Source organism: Shinella zoogloeoides, from assembly GCF_030733845.1.
GTDB classification, from domain to species: Bacteria; Pseudomonadota; Alphaproteobacteria; order Rhizobiales; family Rhizobiaceae; genus Shinella; species Shinella zoogloeoides_C.
On the sequence record NZ_CP132311.1, the window covers coordinates 742,717 to 765,078 of the forward strand.

At 64.6% G+C, this 22,362-nt stretch carries 22 protein-coding genes and 1 pseudogene; 18 read left to right on the plus strand and 5 right to left on the minus strand.

Annotated elements, in window-relative coordinates:
• Positions 1 to 184: 184 nt before the first annotated feature.
• The gene (locus Q9316_RS04590; protein ID WP_306034063.1) at positions 185 to 1,090 is read left to right on the plus strand and encodes a LysR substrate-binding domain-containing protein; all 906 of its coding nucleotides are present in this window, start codon (positions 185 to 187) and stop codon (positions 1,088 to 1,090) included.
• Positions 1,091 to 1,125: 35 nt separating this feature from the next.
• Here the strand turns inward: Q9316_RS04590 and tldD are convergent, their stop codons facing one another.
• Both tldD and Q9316_RS04600 read right to left on the minus strand, forming a co-directional pair.
• On the minus strand, positions 1,126 to 2,541 hold the full coding sequence (gene tldD / locus Q9316_RS04595; protein ID WP_306034064.1) for a metalloprotease TldD: 1,416 nt from the start codon (positions 2,539 to 2,541) through the stop codon (positions 1,126 to 1,128).
• A gap of 78 nt (positions 2,542 to 2,619) precedes the next feature.
• Complete coding sequence (locus Q9316_RS04600; RefSeq protein WP_371877954.1) at positions 2,620 to 3,144, minus strand: invasion associated locus B family protein; 525 nt, start codon at positions 3,142 to 3,144, stop codon at positions 2,620 to 2,622.
• Positions 3,145 to 3,380: 236 nt separating this feature from the next.
• On the opposite strand from Q9316_RS04600, the gene Q9316_RS04605 reads away from it, so the two are divergent.
• The 14 genes and pseudogenes from Q9316_RS04605 (at position 3,381) to rnhA (ending at position 15,564) form a co-directional block, all read left to right on the plus strand.
• Positions 3,381 to 4,976 (plus strand): caspase family protein, encoded by a 1,596-nt coding sequence (locus tag Q9316_RS04605; protein WP_306034066.1) that lies wholly within the window; start codon positions 3,381 to 3,383, stop codon positions 4,974 to 4,976.
• 298 nt (positions 4,977 to 5,274) lie between these two features.
• Positions 5,275 to 6,159, plus strand: a complete 885-nt coding sequence (gene coxB, locus Q9316_RS04610; RefSeq protein ID WP_306034067.1) for a cytochrome c oxidase subunit II — start codon at positions 5,275 to 5,277, stop codon at positions 6,157 to 6,159.
• A gap of 19 nt (positions 6,160 to 6,178) precedes the next feature.
• Positions 6,179 to 7,846 (plus strand): cytochrome c oxidase subunit I, encoded by a 1,668-nt coding sequence (gene ctaD / locus Q9316_RS04615; protein WP_306034068.1) that lies wholly within the window; start codon positions 6,179 to 6,181, stop codon positions 7,844 to 7,846.
• A gap of 86 nt (positions 7,847 to 7,932) precedes the next feature.
• Positions 7,933 to 8,879: pseudogene (locus Q9316_RS04620) on the plus strand (heme o synthase); the annotation flags it as partial.
• Positions 8,877 to 9,017 (plus strand): hypothetical protein, encoded by a 141-nt coding sequence (locus Q9316_RS04625; RefSeq protein ID WP_306034070.1) that lies wholly within the window; start codon positions 8,877 to 8,879, stop codon positions 9,015 to 9,017. The pseudogene Q9316_RS04620 and the gene Q9316_RS04625, both read left to right, overlap by 3 nt.
• 2 nt (positions 9,018 to 9,019) lie before the next feature.
• Positions 9,020 to 9,646 carry a cytochrome c oxidase assembly protein gene (locus Q9316_RS04630; protein ID WP_371877955.1) on the plus strand — a complete coding sequence of 209 codons (627 nt, stop codon included), beginning with the start codon at positions 9,020 to 9,022 and terminating at the stop codon, positions 9,644 to 9,646.
• A 58-nt stretch (positions 9,647 to 9,704) separates the two neighbouring features.
• Positions 9,705 to 10,583, plus strand: a complete 879-nt coding sequence (locus Q9316_RS04635; RefSeq protein ID WP_306034071.1) for a cytochrome c oxidase subunit 3 — start codon at positions 9,705 to 9,707, stop codon at positions 10,581 to 10,583.
• A gap of 164 nt (positions 10,584 to 10,747) precedes the next feature.
• Positions 10,748 to 11,182 carry an IS200/IS605 family transposase gene (gene tnpA / locus Q9316_RS04640; protein WP_306031944.1) on the plus strand — a complete coding sequence of 145 codons (435 nt, stop codon included), beginning with the start codon at positions 10,748 to 10,750 and terminating at the stop codon, positions 11,180 to 11,182.
• A gap of 195 nt (positions 11,183 to 11,377) precedes the next feature.
• Positions 11,378 to 11,761, plus strand: a complete 384-nt coding sequence (locus tag Q9316_RS04645) for a DUF983 domain-containing protein (protein WP_306034072.1) — start codon at positions 11,378 to 11,380, stop codon at positions 11,759 to 11,761.
• Complete coding sequence (locus Q9316_RS04650; protein WP_306034073.1) at positions 11,754 to 12,518, plus strand: SURF1 family protein; 765 nt, start codon at positions 11,754 to 11,756, stop codon at positions 12,516 to 12,518. The genes Q9316_RS04645 and Q9316_RS04650 overlap by 8 nt, the downstream gene beginning before the upstream one ends.
• Before the next feature lie 38 nt (positions 12,519 to 12,556).
• Positions 12,557 to 12,922: a DUF1304 domain-containing protein gene (locus Q9316_RS04655; RefSeq protein ID WP_306034074.1), complete on the plus strand. Its 366-nt coding sequence runs from the start codon at positions 12,557 to 12,559 to the stop codon at positions 12,920 to 12,922.
• A 9-nt stretch (positions 12,923 to 12,931) separates the two neighbouring features.
• Entirely contained in the window at positions 12,932 to 13,933 is a 1,002-nt protein-coding gene (gene ispH / locus Q9316_RS04660) for a 4-hydroxy-3-methylbut-2-enyl diphosphate reductase (protein ID WP_371877956.1), read from the plus strand.
• Between the two features lie 228 nt (positions 13,934 to 14,161).
• On the plus strand, positions 14,162 to 15,127 hold the full coding sequence (locus Q9316_RS04665) for a homoserine kinase (protein ID WP_306034076.1): 966 nt from the start codon (positions 14,162 to 14,164) through the stop codon (positions 15,125 to 15,127).
• A complete protein-coding gene (rnhA, locus tag Q9316_RS04670) occupies positions 15,124 to 15,564 on the plus strand; it encodes a ribonuclease HI (RefSeq protein ID WP_306034077.1) in 441 nt (146 codons plus the stop codon). The genes Q9316_RS04665 and rnhA overlap by 4 nt, the downstream gene beginning before the upstream one ends.
• A 199-nt stretch (positions 15,565 to 15,763) precedes the next feature.
• Here the strand turns inward: rnhA and Q9316_RS04675 are convergent, their stop codons facing one another.
• Complete coding sequence (locus tag Q9316_RS04675) at positions 15,764 to 16,249, minus strand: peroxiredoxin (protein ID WP_306034078.1); 486 nt, start codon at positions 16,247 to 16,249, stop codon at positions 15,764 to 15,766.
• Positions 16,250 to 16,304: 55 nt separating this feature from the next.
• Positions 16,305 to 17,096, minus strand: a complete 792-nt coding sequence (locus Q9316_RS04680) for a protein-disulfide reductase DsbD domain-containing protein (RefSeq protein WP_306034079.1) — start codon at positions 17,094 to 17,096, stop codon at positions 16,305 to 16,307.
• Positions 17,097 to 17,268: 172 nt separating this feature from the next.
• On the opposite strand from Q9316_RS04680, the gene Q9316_RS04685 reads away from it, so the two are divergent.
• From Q9316_RS04685 to Q9316_RS04695, 3 genes are all read left to right on the plus strand, one after another.
• Complete coding sequence (locus Q9316_RS04685) at positions 17,269 to 17,874, plus strand: YqgE/AlgH family protein (RefSeq protein ID WP_306034080.1); 606 nt, start codon at positions 17,269 to 17,271, stop codon at positions 17,872 to 17,874.
• Between the two features lie 100 nt (positions 17,875 to 17,974).
• Positions 17,975 to 18,166, plus strand: coding sequence for a CsbD family protein (locus Q9316_RS04690; protein ID WP_306035209.1), 192 nt, complete (start codon positions 17,975 to 17,977; stop codon positions 18,164 to 18,166).
• A 110-nt stretch (positions 18,167 to 18,276) separates the two neighbouring features.
• Entirely contained in the window at positions 18,277 to 19,338 is a 1,062-nt protein-coding gene (locus Q9316_RS04695) for a zinc-binding metallopeptidase family protein (protein WP_306034081.1), read from the plus strand.
• 56 nt (positions 19,339 to 19,394) lie between these two features.
• Here Q9316_RS04695 and Q9316_RS04700 read toward each other — a convergent pair whose 3' ends face one another.
• Complete coding sequence (locus tag Q9316_RS04700; protein ID WP_306035210.1) at positions 19,395 to 22,238, minus strand: EAL domain-containing protein; 2,844 nt, start codon at positions 22,236 to 22,238, stop codon at positions 19,395 to 19,397.
• Positions 22,239 to 22,362 lie beyond the last annotated feature (124 nt).

Genomic DNA, 22,362 nt, shown 5'->3' on the forward strand with positions numbered 1-22,362 from the left:
GCGGGGCGGCGCGGGCCGTCCGGTCTGAAAAGTTAGGATGCGGACGACCTCCATGAAGATCGTGGTGACGGAGCAGAACATGTTCCTGTCCTCCAGGACTGTTGACTGGCCCGGATTGTCCGCCCGCTTGCCACCTTTCCTCAAACGAGTTTATCGTCGATTTCAGATGACTTGAGGTTATGTCATGAAACGCGGACGGCTGCCCCTGACGGCGCTGAGGACATTCGAGGCGGCGGGCCGGCTCGCAAGCTTCACGCTGGCCGCCGACGAACTTGCCGTATCGCAGGCCGCCGTCAGCCGGCAGGTGAAGGAACTGGAAGCCGAACTCGGCAAGCCGCTCTTCGAGCGCCGCCACCGCAGCGTCCGCCTCACGCCCGACGGACAGGCGCTCCTCGACGTGCTCTCCCGTTCCTTCGATGCGATGGATGCAGGCCTTGCGGAAATCCGCGGCCGGCGCGGAGGAGGGGTGCTGGAGATCAGCGCCGAGCCGTCCTTCGCCGCCTGCTGGCTCGTGCCGCATCTCGACGATTTTCAATCGGACCACCCGGAGATCGACGTCGTCGTCCAATCAGACGGCCGGCTCATCGAGTTCCGCAGGCACGAGGCCGAGATCGCCATACGCCACGGTGCGGACGCGAGTGCCTGGCCCCGCGTTCAGGCCGAGCGCCTTGCCGAGGTGGAAATGGTGCCTGTGGTCATGCCTTGCCTGGCGGAGGACGGCCCGCCGCTGAACGCGCCGGCCGACCTGTTGGCCTACACCTTGCTGCATGAGGAGAACCGCAGCGCCTGGCACCGCTGGTTTGCCGCCGCCGGCCTGCCGGACGCCTCGCTCGGGCGCGCCCAGATTTTCACGGAGGGCAATCTGGTGCTGCAGGCGGCGCTGCGCGGGCACGGCGTTGCATTGGTCGACCGTTCCTTCGCGGCGGACGACATCGCCGAAGGCCGCCTCGTGCAGCCCTTCGCCCTTTCCATTCCCTTCGGTGCCTATTGGCTGGTCGCACGCGATTTCAAGCGCCTCTCGCCGGAAGCACGCGCCTTCCGGACGTGGCTTCTCGATCGCATGGCAGCGAAGGGTGGAGACGGCGTGTGAGGCGCTTCGCAAGGTGCGCAGCGGTCTTGCGGTCGCTAGGCCTTCGTGCCGCCGACGGTGATCTGGTCCATCCTGAGATGCGGCTGGCCGACGCCGACCGGCACCCACTGGCCGGCCTTGCCGCAATTGCCGATGCCGGTGTCGAGCTTCGTGTCGTTGCCGATCATCGAGACGCGGCGCATGGCGTCCGGCCCGTTGCCGATCAGCATCGCGCCCTTGACCGGCGCCGTCACCTTGCCGTTTTCGATGAGATAGGCCTCCGTGCAGCCGAAGACGAACTTGCCGGAGGTGATGTCCACCTGCCCGCCGCCGAAGGAGACGGCATAGATGCCGTTCTTCACCGAGGCGATGATCTCCTCGGGCGTCTTGTCGCCGGAGAGCATGTAGGTGTTGGTCATGCGCGGCATCGGGCGATAGGCATAACCCTGCCGGCGGCCGTTGCCGGTGGCCTTCATGCCCATGAGGCGGGCGTTCTGCCGGTCCTGCATGTAGCCGACCAGCTTGCCGTCCTCGATCAGCACATTGTAGGCCGAAGGCGTGCCCTCGTCGTCGACGGTGATCGAGCCGCGGCGGTTGTCGATCGTGCCGTCGTCGACGACGGTGACGCCTTTTGCCGCCACTTGCTCGCCCATCAGCCCGGCAAAGGCGGATGTCTTCTTGCGGTTGAAATCGCCTTCGAGGCCATGGCCGACCGCCTCGTGCAGCATGACGCCCGGCCAGCCGGACGACAGCACCACGTCCATCGTGCCCGCCGGCGCCTCGACGGCGTCGAGATTGACGAGCGCCTGGCGCAGCGCCTCGTCGGCGCCCGAGCGCCAGCTCTCCTCCGTCAGGAAGGCGTCGAAGGTGGTGCGCCCGCCGATGCCGTAGCTGCCGGTCTCCTGCCGGTCGCCCTCGCCGACGACCACGGAAACGTTGACGCGCGTCATCGGCCTGACGTCGGTGACGCGGTGCCCGTCGGCGCGCAGGATGTTGACGACCTGCCAGCTCGCCGCGATCGAGGCGGTGACCTGCCGCACCTTCGGGTCCTTGCCGCGCAGATAGGCGTCGATCTCGGTCAGAAGCGCCACCTTCGCCTCGAAGTTCGGTGAGCCGATCGGGTTGTCTTGCGTATAGAGCCGACGGTTGGTGCCGACAGGCGCATCGGCATAGTCGCCGGAATAGCCGCGCGTCACCGCGCTCGCGGCATCCGCCGCGCGCTTCAGCGCCGAAAGCGTCATCTCGCCGGAATGCGCATAGCCGACCGCCTCGCCGGCAACGGCGCGCAGGCCGAAACCCTGGTCCGTGTTGAAGCTGCCGCCCTTGAGGCGGCCGTTGTCGAAGGAAAGCGATTCCGCCTGCGCATGCTCCAGGAAGAGCTCGCCGTCGTCGGCCCCCTTCAGCGTCTCCCTGAGCACCGCCTGCACGGACGCCTCGTCGGCATCGAAAAAGGAAAGGAGGTCGGTGTTCATGGCAGGCTCCGCAGGCATTTGAATTCGGGGTTCATGTAAGTCCCCCGGCGGCGGGCGGCAAGCCCGCCGGGCAGATGCTTACGGCAGCGCGTCGTAGCCCTCGCCGAAACCCTTGAGGTCGACGGGGATGCCGATGCCTTCTTCGGGCGACTGGAAGACGATGAAGGTGGCCGTCGCGCCGGAGCGGAAGGTCTTCAGGAGTTCTTCCTCCAGCACGACTTCCGCATAGCAGCCGTCAGAGAAGCAGCGCACGAAATAGGCGCGGCCGATATCCTTGCCGTCGACGTTGAGGCCGAGGCCGTTCGGCAGGAGCACGCCGAGCGGGGCGAGCACGCGCAGGATCTTCGCCTTGCGGTCGGCGGTCTTCAGCACCACGACGGAAAGCCCGAGTTCCGGCCGGTCCTCGGCAAGAACGTTCTGCATCAGCGCGCACTGCTCGCCGGACGCGCCAGCCGGCTGGTCGCAGACGATCGACCAGGCGCCATGGTTCGATTTCACCGTACCGGGCTGCTGGGCCGATGCCGTCGCCGTGCACATTGCGACCATTGCCGCGGCAGCCATCGAAGCTGTCAGGAGCGGCTTTAAGGGAGACCAAAGGCCCATAACTACCTCTAAAAGACGAATCACAGGGCTATTCTTGAAGCCTGACTGAAGGAATGAAAAGCCCGAACGGATACATTCCAGTCCTATTGGGCCGAAATTGGACCGCCGTCTTTTGATCATCGTTTGCAGGGGAGCGCAAGATTGACAGGGCGTAGGACAGGTGACAGCCTCCCTGCAAGGGACGGCGAATAGTCGGGGCGACCGGACCGTATAGCAAGCGTAGCGGGGGCGACGCGGTGAAATATATCTCCATTCTGGTTGCAATGTTCCTGGTCGCCTTTTCCGGCGACGTCCGCGCGGAAAAACGTGTGGCCCTCGTCATCGGCAACTCGGCCTACAAATTTGCTCCGACGCTCGCCAATCCCATCAACGACGCCAGCGACATAGCGGAAAAGCTGCGCGGTCTCGGATTCGAGGTCGTCAGCGGGCACGATCTCGACCTCAGCGGCGTGCGGCACACGGTCCGCGATTTCGTTTCCCGGCTCGATGGCGCGGATATCGCGCTCTTCTATTATGCCGGCCATGGCCTTCAGGTGAATGGGGAGAACTATCTCGCCCCTGTGGATGCGAAATTGTCCTCCGCCATCGACCTCGATTTCGAGACGGTGCCGATGAATCTCATCATGTCGGCCATGGAGCGGTCGGCGAAGGTCAACCTGTTCTTCTTCGATGCCTGCCGCGACAATCCGCTGGTCGACAATCTCGCCCGCTCGATGGGGACGCGGTCCGGATCGGTCGGGCGGGGGTTGGCGAAGCTGGGCACCGGCATCGGCTCGCTCATCGCCTTCGCCACGCAGCCGGGCAATGTTGCGCTCGACGGAAAGGAGCGAAACTCGCCCTTCACCGCCGCATTGCTGCGCCATCTCGGCACGCCGGGCGAGGATGTCACCAGCGACCTGGTCAAGGTCCGGCGGGACGTCCTGGCCGCGACGAACGGCCGCCAGGTCCCCTGGGACAATTCATCCCTGACGAGCGAGGTCGTCCTGGTGAGCGCCCCCGTGGAAAAGCCGGCCGAGGTCGCCGAGGATGCGTCGAAAACCCCCGATGACAAGGTGAAGGCGGAACCCGACAACAGCGTCGAGCTCGCCTATTGGGACACGATCAAGGAGGCCGAGGACAAGGACTACTTCGCCCTCTACCTCACGCAATATCCGCAGGGCATCTTCGCGCCGCTCGCACGCATGAAGATTGCGATGATCGACAAGCGCAGCGCGGCGATGGCGAGGGCAGAGGCGGACGCGCGGGCAAAACGCGAAGCCGAGGAACGCAAGGCCGCCGAGGCCGGCCAGGAAGTCGCGGCCCTGCCGCAAACCGTGGACCAGCCGGAGACGACGGAAACGGAACCTGATCTGGAGGCGGTCCGCGCCGTCCAGAAGGAACTGAACCGCCTTGGATGCAGTGTGGGCCGCGCCGATGGCGTGTGGGGAGCGGGCAGCCGCCGCGCCCTCGGCCTGTTCAGGCGCCATTCCGGCGCGCAGCTTGCCGCGCTGGAACCGACCGCGGACGTGCTCAACGCCTTGCGCGCCCGCAAGGCACGGGTTTGCCCTCTGGCCTGTGGCCGCGACCAGGAAGAAAAGGGCGGCCGCTGCGTCGATATCCGCAGGGAGGCGAAGCTGCCGCCCGCCGAGAAAAAGCAAGGCGAAGTGACGAAGAAGGCATCGAGCGGGAGCTGCCCCGCGTCCGCCGTGGCCGCGGCAACGCAGATGGCGCAATACGGCGAGATTGGTTACATGCGGCGCACGGATTTTGTCGTCGGCGTCCACAAGTGTGGAAAAAAATACACCTGCACGAGAATGGTTGCCGGCTACCCATGGCGTTGCTGGTGGCGCTAAGCCGCCAGCCGCCGCCTGCCGCCTTCAACAATATGTCGCCGAGCCCGGACTGAGGCGCAATTTGGGTGCCGCTGTGGCAACCTATTCCCAAGATGTGGTGGATATCCCGGCGCGACCGCGATAGAAATCATTGTAGCGGCTGATGAGCCGGTCCGGATTTGGCATTGCGCAAAAATGCCGCATTGCAGTGAATGGACGGGTGTTGCGGCCCGAACCAAACTATGATTTTAAGCACTCAGTATAGCAGGGATTCTGCGCATCTGTTTGATCCCGATCAAACGCCTTGGGGAGATACGTTGTGAAAAACAAAGCTTTTGCAGTTCTGGCCGCGATCGGCTGTCTGCTCTTTGCTTCGACCGCTTTCGCGGATCAGCCGTTCGACTGGCAGAAGGGCCTCCAGCCGGCCGCCACCTCGATCATGGAAGAGATTCGCTGGTTCGAGCAGTACACACTCTGGTTCATCGTCCCGATCACGCTGTTCGTTCTCGCCCTGCTCATCGTCATCGTCGTGAAGTTCCGCGAAAGCGCGAACCCGGTGCCGTCCAAGACCAGCCACAACACGGCGATCGAAGTCGTCTGGACGCTCGGTCCGGTCATCGTTCTCCTCTTCCTCGCGGTTCCCTCCTTCCAGCTCCTGACCAAGCAGCTTGCGCCGACGGAAGAGCCCGAGCTGACCATCAAGGCCACCGGCTTCCAGTGGTACTGGGGTTATGAATACCAGACGGGCGAGACCCCGGTTTCCTTCGACAGCCTGCTGATGCAGGACGCCGACCGCGCCGCTGCCGGCAAGGAAGACAAGTCGGTCTATCCGCGTCTTCTTGCCGTCGACAACGAGATCGTCGTTCCGGTCGGCAAGCATGTCCGCCTCCTCGTCACCGCCGCCGACGTGATCCACGCCTTCGCCATGCCGTCCTTCGGCATCAAGATCGACGCCGTTCCGGGCCGCCTGAACGAGACCTGGTTCAAGGCAGACCGCGAAGGCCTGTTCTACGGCCAGTGTTCCGAGCTCTGCGGCAAGGACCACGCGTACATGCCGATCGCCGTGCGCGTCGTCTCGCAGGAGAAGTTCGATACCTGGCTTGCTGCCGCCGCGACCAATGTCGGCGAGGCAAACAAGGCCCTGATGGCGTCTGTCGACGGTGCGGCGAAGGCCGTAGACGTCGCCCAGAACGCCGCGCAGTAATACCTAGGGAGTTGAGACCATGGCCGGAACATCCGCTGCCCACGGCGATCACCACGATCACCACGAACACAAGCCGCTCACCTTCTTCCAGCGTTGGTTCCTGTCGACCAACCACAAGGATATCGGCACCCTCTACCTGATCTTCGCGATCTGTGCGGGCATCATCGGCGGCACGCTGTCGGTGGTGATGCGCATGGAACTGCAGGAGCCGGGCATCCAGATCTTCCATGGTCTCGCCCAGATGGTCTATGGCTTCGAGGGCGATGCCGCCATCGACGGCGGCAAGCACATGTTCAACGTCTTCACGACGGCGCACGCGCTCATCATGATCTTCTTCATGGTCATGCCGGCGCTCATCGGCGGCTTTGCCAACTGGATGGTGCCGATCATGATCGGCGCGCCCGACATGGCGTTCCCGCGCATGAACAACATTTCGTTCTGGCTCATCATCCCGGCCTTCCTGCTGGTCCTGCTATCGATGTTCGTCGAAGGCCCGGCGGGCGCCTACGGCGCGGGCGGCGGCTGGACGATCTATCCGCCGTTCTCGACCTCCGGCCAGCCGGGTCCTGCCATGGACTTCGTGATCCTCGGCCTGCACATTGCCGGCGCCTCCTCGATCCTCGGCGCGATCAACTTCATCACGACGATCCTCAACATGCGCGCTCCGGGCATGACGCTGCACAAGATGCCGCTCTTCGCCTGGTCGGTGCTGATCACCGCCTTCCTGCTGCTGCTCTCGCTGCCGGTCCTGGCAGGCGGCATCACCATGCTGCTCACCGACCGCAACTTCGGCACGGCCTTCTTCGCGCCGGAAAACGGCGGTGACCCGATCCTCTTCCAGCACCTGTTCTGGTTCTTCGGCCACCCGGAAGTGTACATCCTGATCCTGCCCGGCTTCGGCATCGTCAGCCACATCGTCTCCACCTTCGCGCGCAAGCCGATCTTCGGCTACCTCGGCATGGCCTATGCCATGGTCGCCATCGGCGCCGTCGGCTTCATCGTGTGGGCGCACCACATGTACACGGTCGGCATGTCGCTCGACACGCAGCGCTACTTCGTCTTCGCCACGATGGTCATCGCGGTTCCGACGGGCGTGAAGATCTTCTCGTGGATCGCGACGATGTGGGGCGGCTCGATCCGCTTCACGACCCCGATGGTCTGGGCGATCGGCTTCATCTTCCTGTTCACCGTCGGCGGCGTGACGGGCGTCCAGCTCGCCAATGCCGGCCTCGACCGCGCCCTGCACGACACCTACTACGTGGTTGCCCACTTCCACTACGTGCTGTCGCTCGGCGCCGTCTTCGCCATCTTCGCGGCCTGGTACTACTGGTTCCCGAAGATGACCGGCTACATGTATTCCGAGTTCATCGGCAAGCTGCACTTCTGGGTCATGTTCATCGGCGTGAACCTGATCTTCTTCCCGCAGCACTTCCTGGGCCTCGCCGGCATGCCGCGCCGCTACATCGACTATCCGGATGCGTTCGCAGGGTGGAACGCGGTGTCGTCCTACGGCTCCTACATCTCGGCCGTCGCGGTGCTAATCTTCCTCTTCGGCGTCTTCGAAGCCTTCGCCAAGAAGCGCGTCGCCGGCGACAATCCTTGGGGCGAGGGTGCCAACACCCTGGAATGGCAGCTCTCTTCGCCGCCGCCGTTCCACCAGTGGGAACAGCTCCCGAAGATCAAGTAAGATCTTGAAACGATCGGGGCCGCCGGCAACGGCGGCCCCTAAAATCAAAGGCCGGGTGGACCGGCCGAAAGAGCGACGGAAAGAACATGGCGGTCATCGAGCATCACGAAACGGTTCCGGGCGGCGGCGAGGTCTACCTCTCCGAAGCGTCGCCGCGTGATTTCTTCGAGCTCCTGAAGCCGCGCGTCATGTCGCTCGTCGTCTTCACGGCCTTTGCCGGCCTCGTCGTCGCGCCGGGCACGATCAACCCGTTCATCGGCGCCATCGCGATCCTCTGTATCGCCGTGGGCGCCGGCGCGTCCGGTGCCCTCAACATGTGGTACGACGCCGACATCGACGCGGTCATGACCCGCACCGCCAAGCGTCCCATTCCCTCCGGCCGCATCCGCCCGGAAGAAGCGCTCGCCTTCGGCCTGACGCTCTCCGCCTTCTCGGTCGCGATCCTTGGCCTTGCGGTCAACTGGCTGGCAGCCGGCCTGCTCGCCTTCACCATCTTCTTCTACGCCGTCATCTACACGATGTGGCTGAAGCGCTCGACGCCGCAGAACATCGTCATCGGTGGCGCGGCCGGCGCCTTCCCGCCGATGATCGGCTGGGCCTGCGTCACCGGCGGCATCTCCATCGAGAGCGTCGTGCTCTTCCTCATCACCTTCCTGTGGACCCCGGCGCATTTCTGGGCGCTCGCGCTGTTCAAGATGCGCGACTACGACGCCGTCGGCGTGCCGATGCTGCCGAACGTCTCGGGCGAAGCCACCACCAAGGTGCAGATCCTGATCTATGCGGTGCTGACCGCCGCCATCGCCGTGGTGCCGACCTTCCTTGGCATGGCAAGCCTTGGTTACGGTCTCTTTGCCGCAGCGCTCGGCCTCGGCTTCGTGTGGTACTCTGTCGGCGTGCTGCGCATGCCGGAAGGCGACCGCGCGATGGTGCCGGCCAAGAAGCTCTTCGCCTTCTCCATCGTCTATCTGTTCGCGGTCTTCTCCGGCCTCATGCTCGATCACCTGATCGCGTCATTTGGATGGGTATAGTCATGGAAACGGTAAATCTCACGGAAAGCCAGAAGAAGTCGCGCCGCGGTCGCAACATCGCGCTCGGCATCGTCCTTCTCGGCCTCGTCGTGCTCTTCTATATCGTCACGCTGGTGAAATTCTCCGGCGGAATGGCAGGCTGAGTATGAGCGATATCAACAAGAGCGGCCCCGGGAAAAGTGGCGCCGAGAAAAGCGGAATGGGCAACGGCGTCATCGTCGCCATCTGCTGTTCCTTCGTCATCGGCATGGTCGGCATGGCCTATGCCGCCGTGCCGCTTTACGAAATGTTCTGCAAGGTGACGGGCTACGGCGGCACGACGCAGCGCGTCGAGCAGGCCTCCGACGTCATCCTCGACCGCAAGATCAAGGTGCGCTTCGACGCCAATGTCGGCCCGGGCCTGCCCTGGTCCTTCGAGCCGGTGCAGCGCGAGGTCGAGCTGAAGATCGGCGAGACCGTGCAGATTCTCTACAAGGCGCGCAACAACGCCTCGACGCCGACGACCGGCCAGGCGACGTTCAACGTCACGCCGCAGGCCGCCGGCGCCTATTTCAACAAGGTCCAGTGCTTCTGCTTCACCGAAACCACGCTGAAGCCGGGCGAGGAACTGGAAATGCCCGTCGTCTTCTTCGTCGACCCCGCCATCGTCGAGCCGGTCGAGACGAAGGGCATCCACACGATCACGCTGTCCTACACCTTCTATCCGCATGAGGCGTCGAAGCCGGTCGCTTCGGCTGCGGACAAGACGGCGGACGACGCGAACAAGCTTTGAAAGACATGCGTTTCCGGCTATGCCGGGAATGGAACGCGATACATTGGGGATACGTCACATGGCCGATGCGCACCAGAAGAAACACGACTACCACATCATCGACCCGAGCCCGTGGCCGTTGCTCGCCTCCATTGGCGCCTTCGTTCTGGCGTTCGGCGGTATCGGCTACATGCGCTACCTTTCGGGCGGTGCGTTCCACCTGTTCGGCGTCAACCTCGCCAATCCGTGGATATTCTTCATCGGTCTCGTGATCACGCTCTACACCATGTACGCCTGGTGGGCGGACACGGTGAAGGAAGCCCATGAGGGCCACCATACGCGCGTCGTCTCGCTGCACCTGCGCTACGGCATGATCATGTTCATCGCCTCCGAGGTGATGTTCTTCGTCGCCTGGTTCTGGGCCTTCTTCGACGCCAGCCTGTTCCCGGGCGAGCTCATCCAGGCCGCCCGCGTCGAGCATACCGGCGGCGTCTGGCCGCCGAAGGGCATCGAGGTTCTCGATCCCTGGCACCTGCCGCTCTACAACACCGTCATCCTGCTGCTTTCGGGCACCTGCGTGACCTGGGCGCACCACGCGCTGCTGCACAACGACCGCAAGGGCCTCGTCAACGGCCTCGCGCTGACGGTCGCCCTCGGCGTGCTGTTCTCCTTCGTGCAGGCCTACGAATACGCCCACGCTCCGTTCGCCTTCAAGGACTCGATCTACGGCGCGACCTTCTTCATGGCGACCGGTTTCCACGGCTTCCACGTCCTGGTCGGCACGATCTTCCTGATCGTCTGCCTCGTGCGCGCCATGCGCGGCGACTTCACGCCGAAGCAGCATTTCGGCTTCGAGGCCGCCGCCTGGTACTGGCACTTCGTCGACGTCGTCTGGCTGTTCCTGTTCTTCTCCATCTACATCTGGGGTGGCTGGGGCGCGCCGATCTCGCACGGCTGAGCCGGCGATAGACGACTTTCGAACGGCCGCAGCGATGCGGCCGTTTTTCTTATGGAATAAATAAACCTCCACCTACGGTGGAGGACTGGACTGGTTCTACATTGTCGTTGAGAGACCTCCGCGCTTGGACCGCTAGATTGGCCGAGACATAGAACGGAGGTTTTATGGACGAACGATCGCAATCACACGCGACGTGGGACTGCAAATATCATGTGGTCTTCGCGAGTAAGTACCGAACGAAGCGCCTTTACGGGGACGTAAGGCGTGAGTTGGGTGATCTGCTGCATAATCTTGCTCGACAAAAGGGATGCGAGATCAGGGAAGGGCACTTGATGCCCGACCATGTGCACATGCTGATATCGATCCCGCCGAAATACTCGGTGTCTTCGATTGTCGGCTTTTTGAAAGGCAAGACGGCCCTTTACGTGGCCAACAAATATGCCCGCAAGCGGCGCTACAAGGGCTATCACTTTTGGGCGCGTGGGTACTTCGTCTCTACGGCTGGCTATGATGAGCAGGTCGTCAGACGTTATATCCGTAATCAGGAAAAGGCCGACAAAGCTTCCGACTTTGCCGACCTCTTTAACCGTAGCTACTAACACATAGCAAAACCGCTTCTAGCGGTTCAAGCGCAGCGTTTCAAACCTCCACCTCTGGTGGAGGTCATGACTTGCGGTGCATTGTCGCGGCCTTTCGGTTGGACGGGCGGCGAGCGGGCGATGTATAGCTGGCAGGCAGGTGAGGGGGCTTCGCGCGCTCGCTTGTGACAGCAAGGACAGAACGGAACGATCGCCATGGACGACGACAAGGCCCTCTACCCGCCCATCGAACCCATCAGCGCCGGCGCGCGCGGCTGCTGCCCGCGCTGCGGACAGGGCAGGCTGTTCGACGGGCTCCTGAAGGTGAAGCCGGCCTGCACGAATTGCGGGCTCGACTATTCCTTCGCCGATTCGGGGGACGGCCCGGTCGTCTTCGTGCTGCTGATCGTCGGCTTCATCGTCGTCGGCGCGGCGCTGTGGATGGAGGTGAACGTCAACCCGCCGCTCTGGGTGCATTTCGTGCTCTGGATCCCGCTGGTGATCGTGCTCGGCCTGGGCCTCACGCGCATCCTCAAGGGCATGCTGATCACGCTGCAGTACCGCAACAATGCGCGTCCGGGCGAGATCGACCATGGCTGAGGTGCCGGCGAACCACAGGCCGCGCATCGGCAGGGGCAAGGTCGTCCTGACCACGCTCGCCTTCTTCGTGGCGCTTGCCATCCTGCTTTCGCTCGGCACCTGGCAGGTGCAGCGCCTCCACTGGAAGGAGCAGCTTCTCGCCGACATGAGCGAACGCCGCATCGCCCCGCCCGCCGGCCTCGCAGAGATCGAGGCGATGGCGGCGAAGGGCGCGGATATCGAATACCGGCCCGTCACCGTTTCGGGCGTCTTCGCCAACAACAGGGAGCGTCACTTCTTCGCCACCTGGCGCGGCCAGACCGGCTATCATGTCTATACGCCGCTCCGGCTTGCCGACGGCCGCTTCCTCTTCGTCAATCGCGGCTTCGTGCCCTTCGAGGCGAAGGAGCCGGAAATGCGCAAGCAGGGCCAGCTCACCGGCGAGCAGACCGTGACGGGCCTCGCCCGCGCCCGCCTTGCCGAAAAGCCGTCCTCCATCGTGCCGGACAACGACCTTTCCAAGAACATCTTCTACTGGAAGGACCTCGATGCGATGGCGTCGAGCACCGGTATCCCGGCCGAGAAGCTGGTGCCCTTCTTCGTCGATGCGGGCGATGCGCCCAACCCCAAGGGTCTGCCGATCGGCGCCGTCACTCAGTTCGACCTGCCGAACAACCATTTGCAATATGCCGTCACCTGGTACGGCCTCGCCGCCGCGCTGGTGGGCGTCGCCCTCTATGCGCTGTTCCGGCGAAAAGGCGGTCGCCCGGCGCCCTGAAATGCCGTAGGAAAGGCGAGGGCAACAGGGGAAAGACCATGCACGCGCTCGCCACCATACTCGTCGCGCTCATCGCGCTCGAACATGTCTATATCCTCGTCCTCGAAATGTTTCTCTGGACCACCCCGAGGGGCCTCCGGGCCTTCGGCATGAAGCCCGCCGACGCGGAGGCGACGAAGGTGCTCGCCGCCAATCAGGGGCTCTACAACGGCTTCCTCGCCGCCGGCCTCTTCTGGTCGCTGGTCCATCCCGAGCCGGCCTTCGCCTTCCAGATCAAATTGTTTTTTCTTGGCGCGGTCGTGGTCGCCGGCCTATATGGGGGCGCGACGGCCTCGCGGAAGATTTTCGTCATCCAGGCGCTTCCCGCGGCCATCGCCCTTGTTGCCGTCCTCATTGCCGGATAATCGATGCGCATGATTGAGAACCGACCGGACTTGACCATCAGGCTTTGCGGCCCGCGCGGCTTCTGCGCCGGGGTCGACCGCGCCATCCAGATCGTCGTCTTGGCGCTGAAGGCCTACGGCGCGCCGGTCTATGTCCGCCATGAGATCGTGCACAACCGCTATGTGGTGGAGGGCCTGGAAGCCAAGGGCGCGATCTTCGTCGAGGAGCTCGACGAGATTCCGGAAGAGCACCGCCAGCAGCCCGTCGTGTTCTCCGCGCATGGCGTGCCGAAATCGGTGCCCGCCGATGCGGAGAGCCGCAACCTCTTCTATCTCGACGCGACATGCCCGCTCGTCTCGAAGGTCCACAAGCAGGCGATGCGCCACCAGCGCCTCGGCCGCCATGTCGTCTTGATCGGCCATGCCGGCCATCCGGAGGTGATCGGCACGATGGGGCAATTGCCGGAAGGCTCCGTCTCGCTGGTCGAGACCGTCGAGGACGCGGAGACCTATGTGCCGCCGGATCCGGACAATCTCGGCTTCGTCACCCAGACGACGCTTTCGGTCGACGACACGGCCGGCGTCATCAAGCGCCTGCACGAGCGCTTCCCGAACCTCACGGCGCCGGCCGCCGATTCGATCTGCTACGCCACCACCAACCGGCAGGAGGCCGTCAAGCAGGCCGCCCCCGGCTGCGACCTCTTCCTCATCGTCGGCGCGCCGAACTCTTCCAATTCCAAGCGCCTCGTCGAGGTGGCGCTGCGGGCGGGGGCGACAAAGTCCGTGCTCGTGCAGCGCGCCGCCGAGATCGACTGGGAGACTATCGGCGACATCCGCACCGTTGGCCTCTCGGCCGGCGCTTCCGCGCCCGAGGTCATCGTCAACGAGATCATCGAGGCGTTTCGCACCCGCTACAATGCGGTGGTGGAGCTTGCCGACACGGTCGAGGAGAACGAGCACTTCCTCGTCAACCGCGAACTGCGCAGCATCGAGCTCACCGCTGCCGACATGGCCTTCGTGAATGGAGAATAGGGTAGGGATGGCGTTCGCCGCGGCTCACCCCCCTCTGGCCTGCCGGCCATCTCCCCCTCAAGGGGGGAGATCGGCAAGAGGCGGAAACCTTGCTCGAAGCGCACCGCCGAAGATGGGCGAAGCAGCTCTCCATCCGATCTCCCCCCTTGAGGGGGAGATGGCCGGCAGGCCAGAGGGGGGTATTCCCACCCGACCACCGATCCGATCCATGCAAGCCTGAGACCCGCCGTGGCCGTCTATACCGATATCACCGAAGACGATCTCTCCCGTTTCCTCACCGCCTATGACGCGGGCACGCTGCTGTCCTACAAGGGCATCGCCGAGGGCGTGGAGAATTCCAACTTCCTGCTCCACACCACGAAGGGCGCCTTCATCCTGACGCTCTACGAAAAGCGCGTCGAGCGGAACGACCTGCCGTTCTTCCTCGGCCTCATGCATCATCTGGCGGAGCGGGGCCTTTCCTGCCCGCTGCCCCTGCCGCGCAACGACGGCGCGCTGCTCGGCGAGCTCTCCGGCCGCCCGGCCGCGATGATCTCCTTCCTCGAAGGCATGTGGCTGAGGAAGCCTGCGCCAAAACATTGCCGCGAGGTCGGCCGCGCGCTGGCGCAGATGCATCTTGCCGGCGAGGGGTTCGAGATCACCCGAAAGAATGCGCTTTCGGTCGACGGCTGGCGGCCGCTGTGGGAGAAATCCGCCGCGCGCGCCGACGAGGTGGAAACGGGCCTTCAGGACGAGATCGCCGGCGAACTCGCCTTCCTCGAGTCCAACTGGCCGAAGGACCTGCCGGCCGGCGTCATCCATGCCGATCTCTTCCCGGACAACGTCTTCTTCATCGGCGACGACCTCTCCGGCCTCATCGACTTCTATTTCGCCTGCAACGACCTCTTGGCCTATGACGTCGTCACCTGCCTCAATGCCTGGTGCTTCGAGAAGGACGGCGCGTTCAACTTGACCAAGGGCATGGCGATGCTGGCCGGCTACGAGAGCGTGCGACCGCTTTCCGCCGAGGAGGCTGCCGCGCTGCCGCTCCTGTCGCGCGGCTCGGCGCTGCGCTTCTTCCTGACGCGGCTCTACGACTGGCTGATGACGCCGCCCGGCGCGCTGGTCGTCAAGAAGGACCCGCTCGAATATCTGCGCAAGCTGCGCTTCCACCGCCAGGTCCAGAGCCCCGCGGAATACGGTCTTTCCCGATGAAGCATGTCGATATCTTCACGGACGGCGCCTGCTCGGGCAATCCGGGCCCCGGCGGCTGGGGCGCGGTGCTGCGTTATGGAGAGGTCGAGAAGGACATGTGCGGCGGCGAGGCGCTGACGACCAACAACCGCATGGAGCTCTCCGCCGCCGTCGCCGCGCTCGGCGCGTTGAAGACGCCCTGCGAGGTCGATCTCTACACGGATTCGAAATACGTCATGGACGGCATTTCCAAGTGGATCTTCGGCTGGAAGAAGAACGGCTGGAAGACCGCCGACAAGAAGCCGGTGAAGAACGGCGATCTCTGGCAGGCGCTCGACGAGGCGCGGCTGCGCCACAAGGTCGAATGGCACTGGGTAAAGGGCCACGCCGGCCACCCGGAAAACGAACGCGCCGACGAACTGGCGCGAAAGGGCATGTCGCCGTTCAAGCGGGGGTGAAAAGGGGCGACGCTTCGGCAAGCCGCTCACCCCCCTCTGCCCTGCCGGGCATCTCCCCCTCGAGGGGGGAGATCGGCAAGAGGCCGGCTCCCTGCTCAAATCGCATCGCCGGAGATGCGCGAGATCTCGCTCCATCCAATCTCCCCCCTTGAGGGGGAGATGCCCGGCAGGGCAGAGGGGGGTAAATCCCTCCGTCAGCTCAAAGCTGCTCGATCATCGCAGCCGCGCCGGAAACCGTTGCCTGGCCGGGGCTTTCTTCCACGTTCAGCGCCTTCACCACGCCGTCCTCGACGAGCATGGAATAGCGCTTGGAGCGCACGCCGAGCGTGCCGGCGGAAAGGTCGATGTCCATGCCGAGCGCCTTGGTGAAGGCGGCGTCCCAGTCGGCGAGGAAACGCAGCTTGTCCGCGCCGCCCGTCGAGGTCGCCCAGGCGCCCATGACGTGATGGTCGTTGACCGCGACGACGGCGATGTCGTCCACGCCCTTGCCGAGGATCGCATCGCGGTTTTCGAGATAGCCCGGCAGGTGGTTCAGCGAGCAGGTGGGCGTGAAGGCGCCCGGCACAGCGAAGAGCACGACGCGCTTGCCCTTGAACAGGTCCCCGGTCGAGACCTCGGCGGGGCCATCAGGCGTGCGTTCCTTGAGCTTGAGGTCGGGCAGCTTGTCTCCAACGGCAATGGTCACGGCGTCTCTCCTGTACGGTCAGCGGAATGCTATGCGCGGGAACTATAGGGGACGCCTAGTCGATGGCAAGCGGGCTTTCCATCGTCTTTTCGCCTGCGCGCACGGTCAGTCGGATGGGGTCCTTGTCGAGATCGAAGACCTTGGGCTTGTGCAGCACCGGTACCTCCGCGACGAAGGCCGCGCCCTCGCGGCGGACGGGACCGGCCGCGCCGAACTCGAAGGTCGATGAGCCCGAAAGGAAGACGTCCGGCAGCGGGCCATCGCCCGGCGCCTCGAAGCGCACCGTCACGCTCTTGCCGTCCGCGGCCCAACGCCCGGAAAGCGGCTTGAAACCCTCGCCCACGCCATGGGGAAGCGATGCTTCGGCGCCGGCGATCGCCGTTTCCTCCAGCGGGTTGGCAAAGCGCTCGCCGCCGGCGTCCACCGACAGCTCCGCCTGTACGGGAATACAGATGTCCTTGCAGACGCCGAGGAAGACCGTCGCGGTGATCGCTCCGCCTTCCGCCCTGTGCAGCTTCAGCGGCAGCCGGACGGGCTTGTCGTAGCCGATATAGTGGGTCCGCGCATCGCCCAGCCGCTTGGGCGCGGGAAAGCCGATCGAGGTAAGCTCAGCGCCGTCGATGGCGATCGTCGGCGGTATGCCACTGCCGCCCGGATCGCGCCAATAGGTCTTCCAGCCGTCGTGTAGGCGAATGTCCAGCATGGCGCGCACCGTGCCGTCGCTGGCCGCCGGAAGCGCGACGAGACGCACATCGCCGCCCGGCGTCTCGACCCAGGAGGAGGTTGCCGCCTGCGCGGCGGAACTGACAAAAAGCAGCGCCATGACAGCGGTTTGCAGGTGTTTCATGTGTTGACATCTAGCGCTCGCGGCAGCCGCTTTCCAGCAACAAAACCTCGCGCGCCAATCATAAAAGCTTGATCGCCCGCTCCTGCGGCATAGCTATCCTGCAAGGGTGGCGCTGCATCCGGGTGAAAAGAACACTTTTCATTTGGCGGCGAATTGATAGGCTGATTGCACTATGGCTATGTCGGTTCTGAAAAACAGGCGAGAACGCGGCTTCCTTGACGGTCATTTCCTGATCGCCATGCCGGGCATGGCTGATGCCAATTTTGCCCGCACCGTGGTCTATATCTGCGCCCATTCGGAGGATGGCGCGATGGGCTTCGTCATCAATCGGCCGCAGCAGTTGAACTTCTCCGATGTGCTCTTGCATCTCGATCTCGTGGGCGAGGACGAGGTGATCCGCCTGCCGGGCGCCACGCTCGATTTCCCGATCCGCAGCGGCGGCCCGGTGGAAAGCGGCCGCGGCTTCGTCCTGCATTCCGATGACTACCTGTCGGAATCGAGCATTCCCGTCAGCGACGACATCTGCCTGACGGCGACGCTCGACATCGTGCGCGCCATTTCCCGCGGGCGCGGCCCGCAGCGCGGCCTGATGATGCTCGGCTATGCCGGCTGGGGCGCGGGGCAGATCGAAAACGAGATCGGCGCCAACGGCTGGCTGTCCTGCCCGGCCGAGGAGGAACTGATCTTCGACACCAATCTCGACAACAAGTACGAGCGCGCGCTCGGCCTGATGGGCATCACGCCCGCCATGCTCTCCGCCGAGGCCGGGCACGCCTGACCGGCGCCATGCGTTTTCATTTTTCCGCTGGAACTTACCCCGGCCTGCGCCGTTCTTTCGCCGCGTGAATGATCACGCCTCGAACAACGGGAGTACGATGGTGGGTAGCACGAGCGACAAGATCAAGGGCACGGCCAACGAACTGGCCGGCAAGGCCAAGCAGGCGGCGGGCAAGGCGACCGACAGCCCCAAGATGCGCGCCGAGGGCGCCGCCCAGGAAGCCAAGGGCAAGACCCAGAAGGCGGTCGGCAAGGCCAAGGACGCCGTCAAGGGCGCGGTGGACCGCCTCTGATCATTAAGGGATGGCGCGTGTCATCCCGTCATCTTGAAAAACGGATACCCGTGTCGCCTGTGGCCGACGCGGGTCTTCGTTCGAAGCCACACCGCCTGCCAGGGGACGTCATGAAGCTCTTCACCTGCAAGACCTGCGGCCAGACCATCCATTTCGACAATCGCCTCTGCGTGCGCTGCGGCTCCTCGCTCGGTTTCCTGGCCGAGGACGTGACGCTGCATGCGCTGGTGCCGGAGGGCGAGGGGTTCTGGAGGATCGCGCCCGGCGAAGGCCTCTACCGCTTCTGCGAGAACGCCGTGCAGGACGTCTGCAACTGGCTGCTGCCGGCCGACAGCCCCCATGCCTTCTGCGAGGCCTGCCGCCACAACCGCATCGTGCCGACGACCGATCCGAAGGGGCTGGAGCGCTGGCGGCGCATCGGCGCGGCGCAAAGGCATCTTTTCTATTCCATCCTGCGCTGGAAACTGCCGCACCCGACCCGCGAGGAAGATCCGGACGGCGGCCTCGTCTTCGATTTCCTGGCCGACGAGGTGGATGCGGACGGCAATGTCGTCAACGCCGCCATGACCGGCCACGAGGATGGCCTGATCAGCCTGCGCGCCGCCGAGGCCGACGACGAGGTGCGCGAAAGTGTGCGCGTCTCCATGGGCGAGCCCTACCGTTCGCTGCTCGGCCATTTCCGCCACGAGGTCGGGCATTTCTACTGGGCGCTGCTCGTGCGCGACGAGGCGACGCTGGAGGAGACGCGGCGCCTCTTCGGCGACGAGCGCGAAGACTATGCGGCCGCGCTCCAGCGCAACTACGAACAGGGGCCGCCGTCCGACTGGCAGCAGCATTTCATCAGCACCTATGCAAGCTGCCATCCGGCCGAGGACTTTGCAGAATGCTGGGCGCATTTCTTCCACATCGTCGATACGCTGGAGACCGCCCGCGCCTTCGGCCTCAACACCGACCCCAAGGGCCACGAGGAACTGGAAGCCGAAGTCACCTTCGACCCCTATCGCGCGCCCAATGCGGGTCGCCTCGTCGAGGCCTGGATTCCCCTTTCCGTCGCCATGAACGCCATCCAGCGCTCCATGGGCCAGCCCGACAGCTACCCCTTCGTCCTGCCGCCGCCGGTCGTGGAAAAGCTGGATTTCATCAACCGGCTGGTCAAAGGCAGTAGGCAGTAGGATTTAGGCAATAGGGATATTCAGCTAATTCCTACTGCTTACTGCCTAATTCCTTCTCACGCCCGCTTCATCAGCGGAAACCGTTCCTTGAGCAGGCGCAGCACCGAATCGTAGCCGATCGGCGGGCCGAAGAGGTAGCTCTGGCCGAATTCGCAGCCCATGTTGCCGAGCTCGATGGCGTCCTCTTCCGATTCGATGCCTTCAGCCACGACCTGCATTTCCAGCTCCCGCGCCATCGAGACGACCGAGCGCAGCAGCACGCTGCGCTTGTCCGAGCCGTCGCGCACCAGCGCCTTGTCGATCTTGATCGTGTCGAAGGGGAAGCGGGTGAGGTAGGAGAGCGAGGAATGGCCGGTGCCGAAATCGTCCAGCGCGAGGCCGAGGCCGACATCCTTCAGCTTGGTGAGGATCAGGCGGGCCTGTTCCGGGTTCTCCATCACCACGGATTCGGTGAGTTCCAGCTTGATCTTCTGCGGCTCGCAGCGCGTGCGGGCGAGCGCCGCGCGCACATCGTTGTAGAGCTCGTTGTTGAGAAGCTGGGCGCTGGAGAGGTTGACCGAGACGAAGACGGGAAGGTCGCCGGTCTGGAGCTGCCAGTCCATCAGGTCGCTTGCCGCCTTGTCGAAGGCGAAGAGGCCGAGCTGGTTGATGAGGTCGGAACTCTCGGCGATCGGGATGAACTCGGTCGGCGAGATGTTGCCGCGCTTGGGATGGTCCCAGCGCATCAGCGCCTCGAAACCGGCGATCTCGGCGTCCTGCAGGCGGACGATCGGCTGGTAGACGAGGGAGAGTTCCTTGCGCTCGATGGCGCGGCGCAGGTCCGTCTCGATCTGCAGGCGGTCCGCGCCGAAGGTGCGGAAGGCGGGGCGGAAGGGCTCGACGCGGTTGCCGCCAGCCTTCTTGGCCCGGTACATGGCGAGCTCCGCATCGTTGAGCAGCCCCGGCGCGTCCTCCTGCTGGTCGACCCAGGAAACGAGGCCGATAGAGGCCGTCAGGATGATCTCGCGGCCGCCGAAATTGATCGGCACCATGATCGCCTTGCTGACCGCATCGGCGAAATCGGCGACCTTGGCCGGGTCGCGCTCCGACATCAGGATCAGGCCGAACTGATCGCCGGCAAGACGCGCCAGCGTGTCCTGCGGCTTGAGGAGACGGCGAAGGCGCCGGGTGAGGGCGATCAGGATATTGTCGCCGGCGGCGATGCCGAGCGCATCGTTGACCTGCTTGTAACGGTCGATGTCGATGGTCAGCACCGTCGGGCGCACATTGTCGGAGCTGGCCGTCAGCGACAGCAGTGATTGCAGGCGGTCGAGGAAGACCTGGCGGTTCGGCAGGCCCGTCAGGTTGTCGTGCAGGGCGTCCTGCAAGAGCCGGTCGACGGAGTTACGCTGCTCGGTGATGTCGATGATCGTGCCGACGCAGCGGATGATCTCGCCGTTCGCGCCGAGCACGGGGCGGGCGCGGATCGAGAGCCAGTGATAGTGGCCGTCCTCGGCGCGCACGCGGAACTGATGGTTGAGCCGGCCCTTGCGGTGCTCCAGCAGGACATCCAGCGTCGCGCGGAAGCGGTCGCGGTCGTCGGGGTGGAGGCGCGGCAGCCAGTTGCGCGCCGGGCCGTGCATGACGCCGGGGGCAAGGCCGAGCTGGATGGAGATATCGGGAATGGTGACGACGCGGTCGCGCGCCACGTCCCAGTCCCAGACGGTGTCGCCCGAGCCGGTCAGCGCCAGCGACTGGCGCTCGAGATCGGAGAACAGGCCCTGGCTATAGGCACCGCCGGCAAAGGCGTGCTGCATCACCGTGAAGCCGATGAGCAGCACGATCAGCACGAGCCCGCCGCCGAGCGCCGGCTGGATGATGTCGTTGTTGAGCTGGCCCGTCACCGTCAGCCAGGCGCCGAACAGCCAGACGAGGATCAGCGCCCAGGCGGGCACCAGCAGGATGGCGCGGTCGTAGCGGTTGAAGCCGAGATAGGCGATCAGCACGATGCCGACCGTGCCGGTCAGCGCGAAGGAGAGGCGGGCGATGCCCGAGGCGATCGGCGGATCGTAGATCGCGACGCCGAAGAGGAGGCCGAGCCCGAGAATCCAGGCGAGCGTCGCATAGGAGAGATGCGCGTGCCAGCGGTTGAGGTTGAGGTAGGTGAAGAGGAAGACGACGAGGCCCGCCGCGAGGAACACCTCCGTTCCCGCGCGCCATATGCGCTCGTCGCCGGCGGTGATCGAGATGAGCTTGGACAGGAAGCCGAAATCGACGCAGATATAGCCGAGCACCGCCCAGGCGAGCGCCGCCGTCGCCGGCAGCATCGATGTGCCCTTCACCACGAAGAGGATGGTGAGGAACACCGCGAGCAGGCCGGCGATGCCGAGCACGATGCCGCGGTAGAGCGTGAAGGCGTTGACCGTGTCCTTGTAGGCGTCCGGCTGCCAAAGATAGATCTGCGGCAGGTCGGGCGTCGCCAGTTCTGCCACGAAGGTGACGACCGTGCCGGGGTTGAGCGTGATGCGGAAGACGTCCGCCTCTTCGCTCGGCTGCCGGTCGAGCGCGAAGCCTTCGCTCGGCGTGATCGAGATGATGCGCCTGGCGCCGAGGTCCGGCCAGAAGAGTTTCGATTGCACGAGGCGGAAATGCGGGGCGACGATCAAGCGGTCGATCTGCTCTTCCGAGACGTTGGCGAGCGCGAAGACGGCCCAGTCGCCCTGATGGTTCTCGGAGGTCGCGCGCACCTCGATGCGGCGCACGATGCCGTCCGTGCCGGGCGCGGTGGAGACCTGGAAAGCCTCGCCCCGGCCGGTATAGATCTCCGTCGTGGCGGTGAGGTCGAGCGCGGTGTCGTCACGGGAAATCTTGACGGGTTCGACGGCGAAGGCGCGTCCCGCCATCATGCCGGCGAGCAGCATCGTTGCCAGAAGGACGAGGGAAAGCAACCGGCTGGCACGCAGCGCTTGCGGCACGAAGGAAGACGTCATTGAAAGTGCATTGTCCTTAAGGTACTGCCCAGTCCTGCCGCGCCCGCCGGTGCCG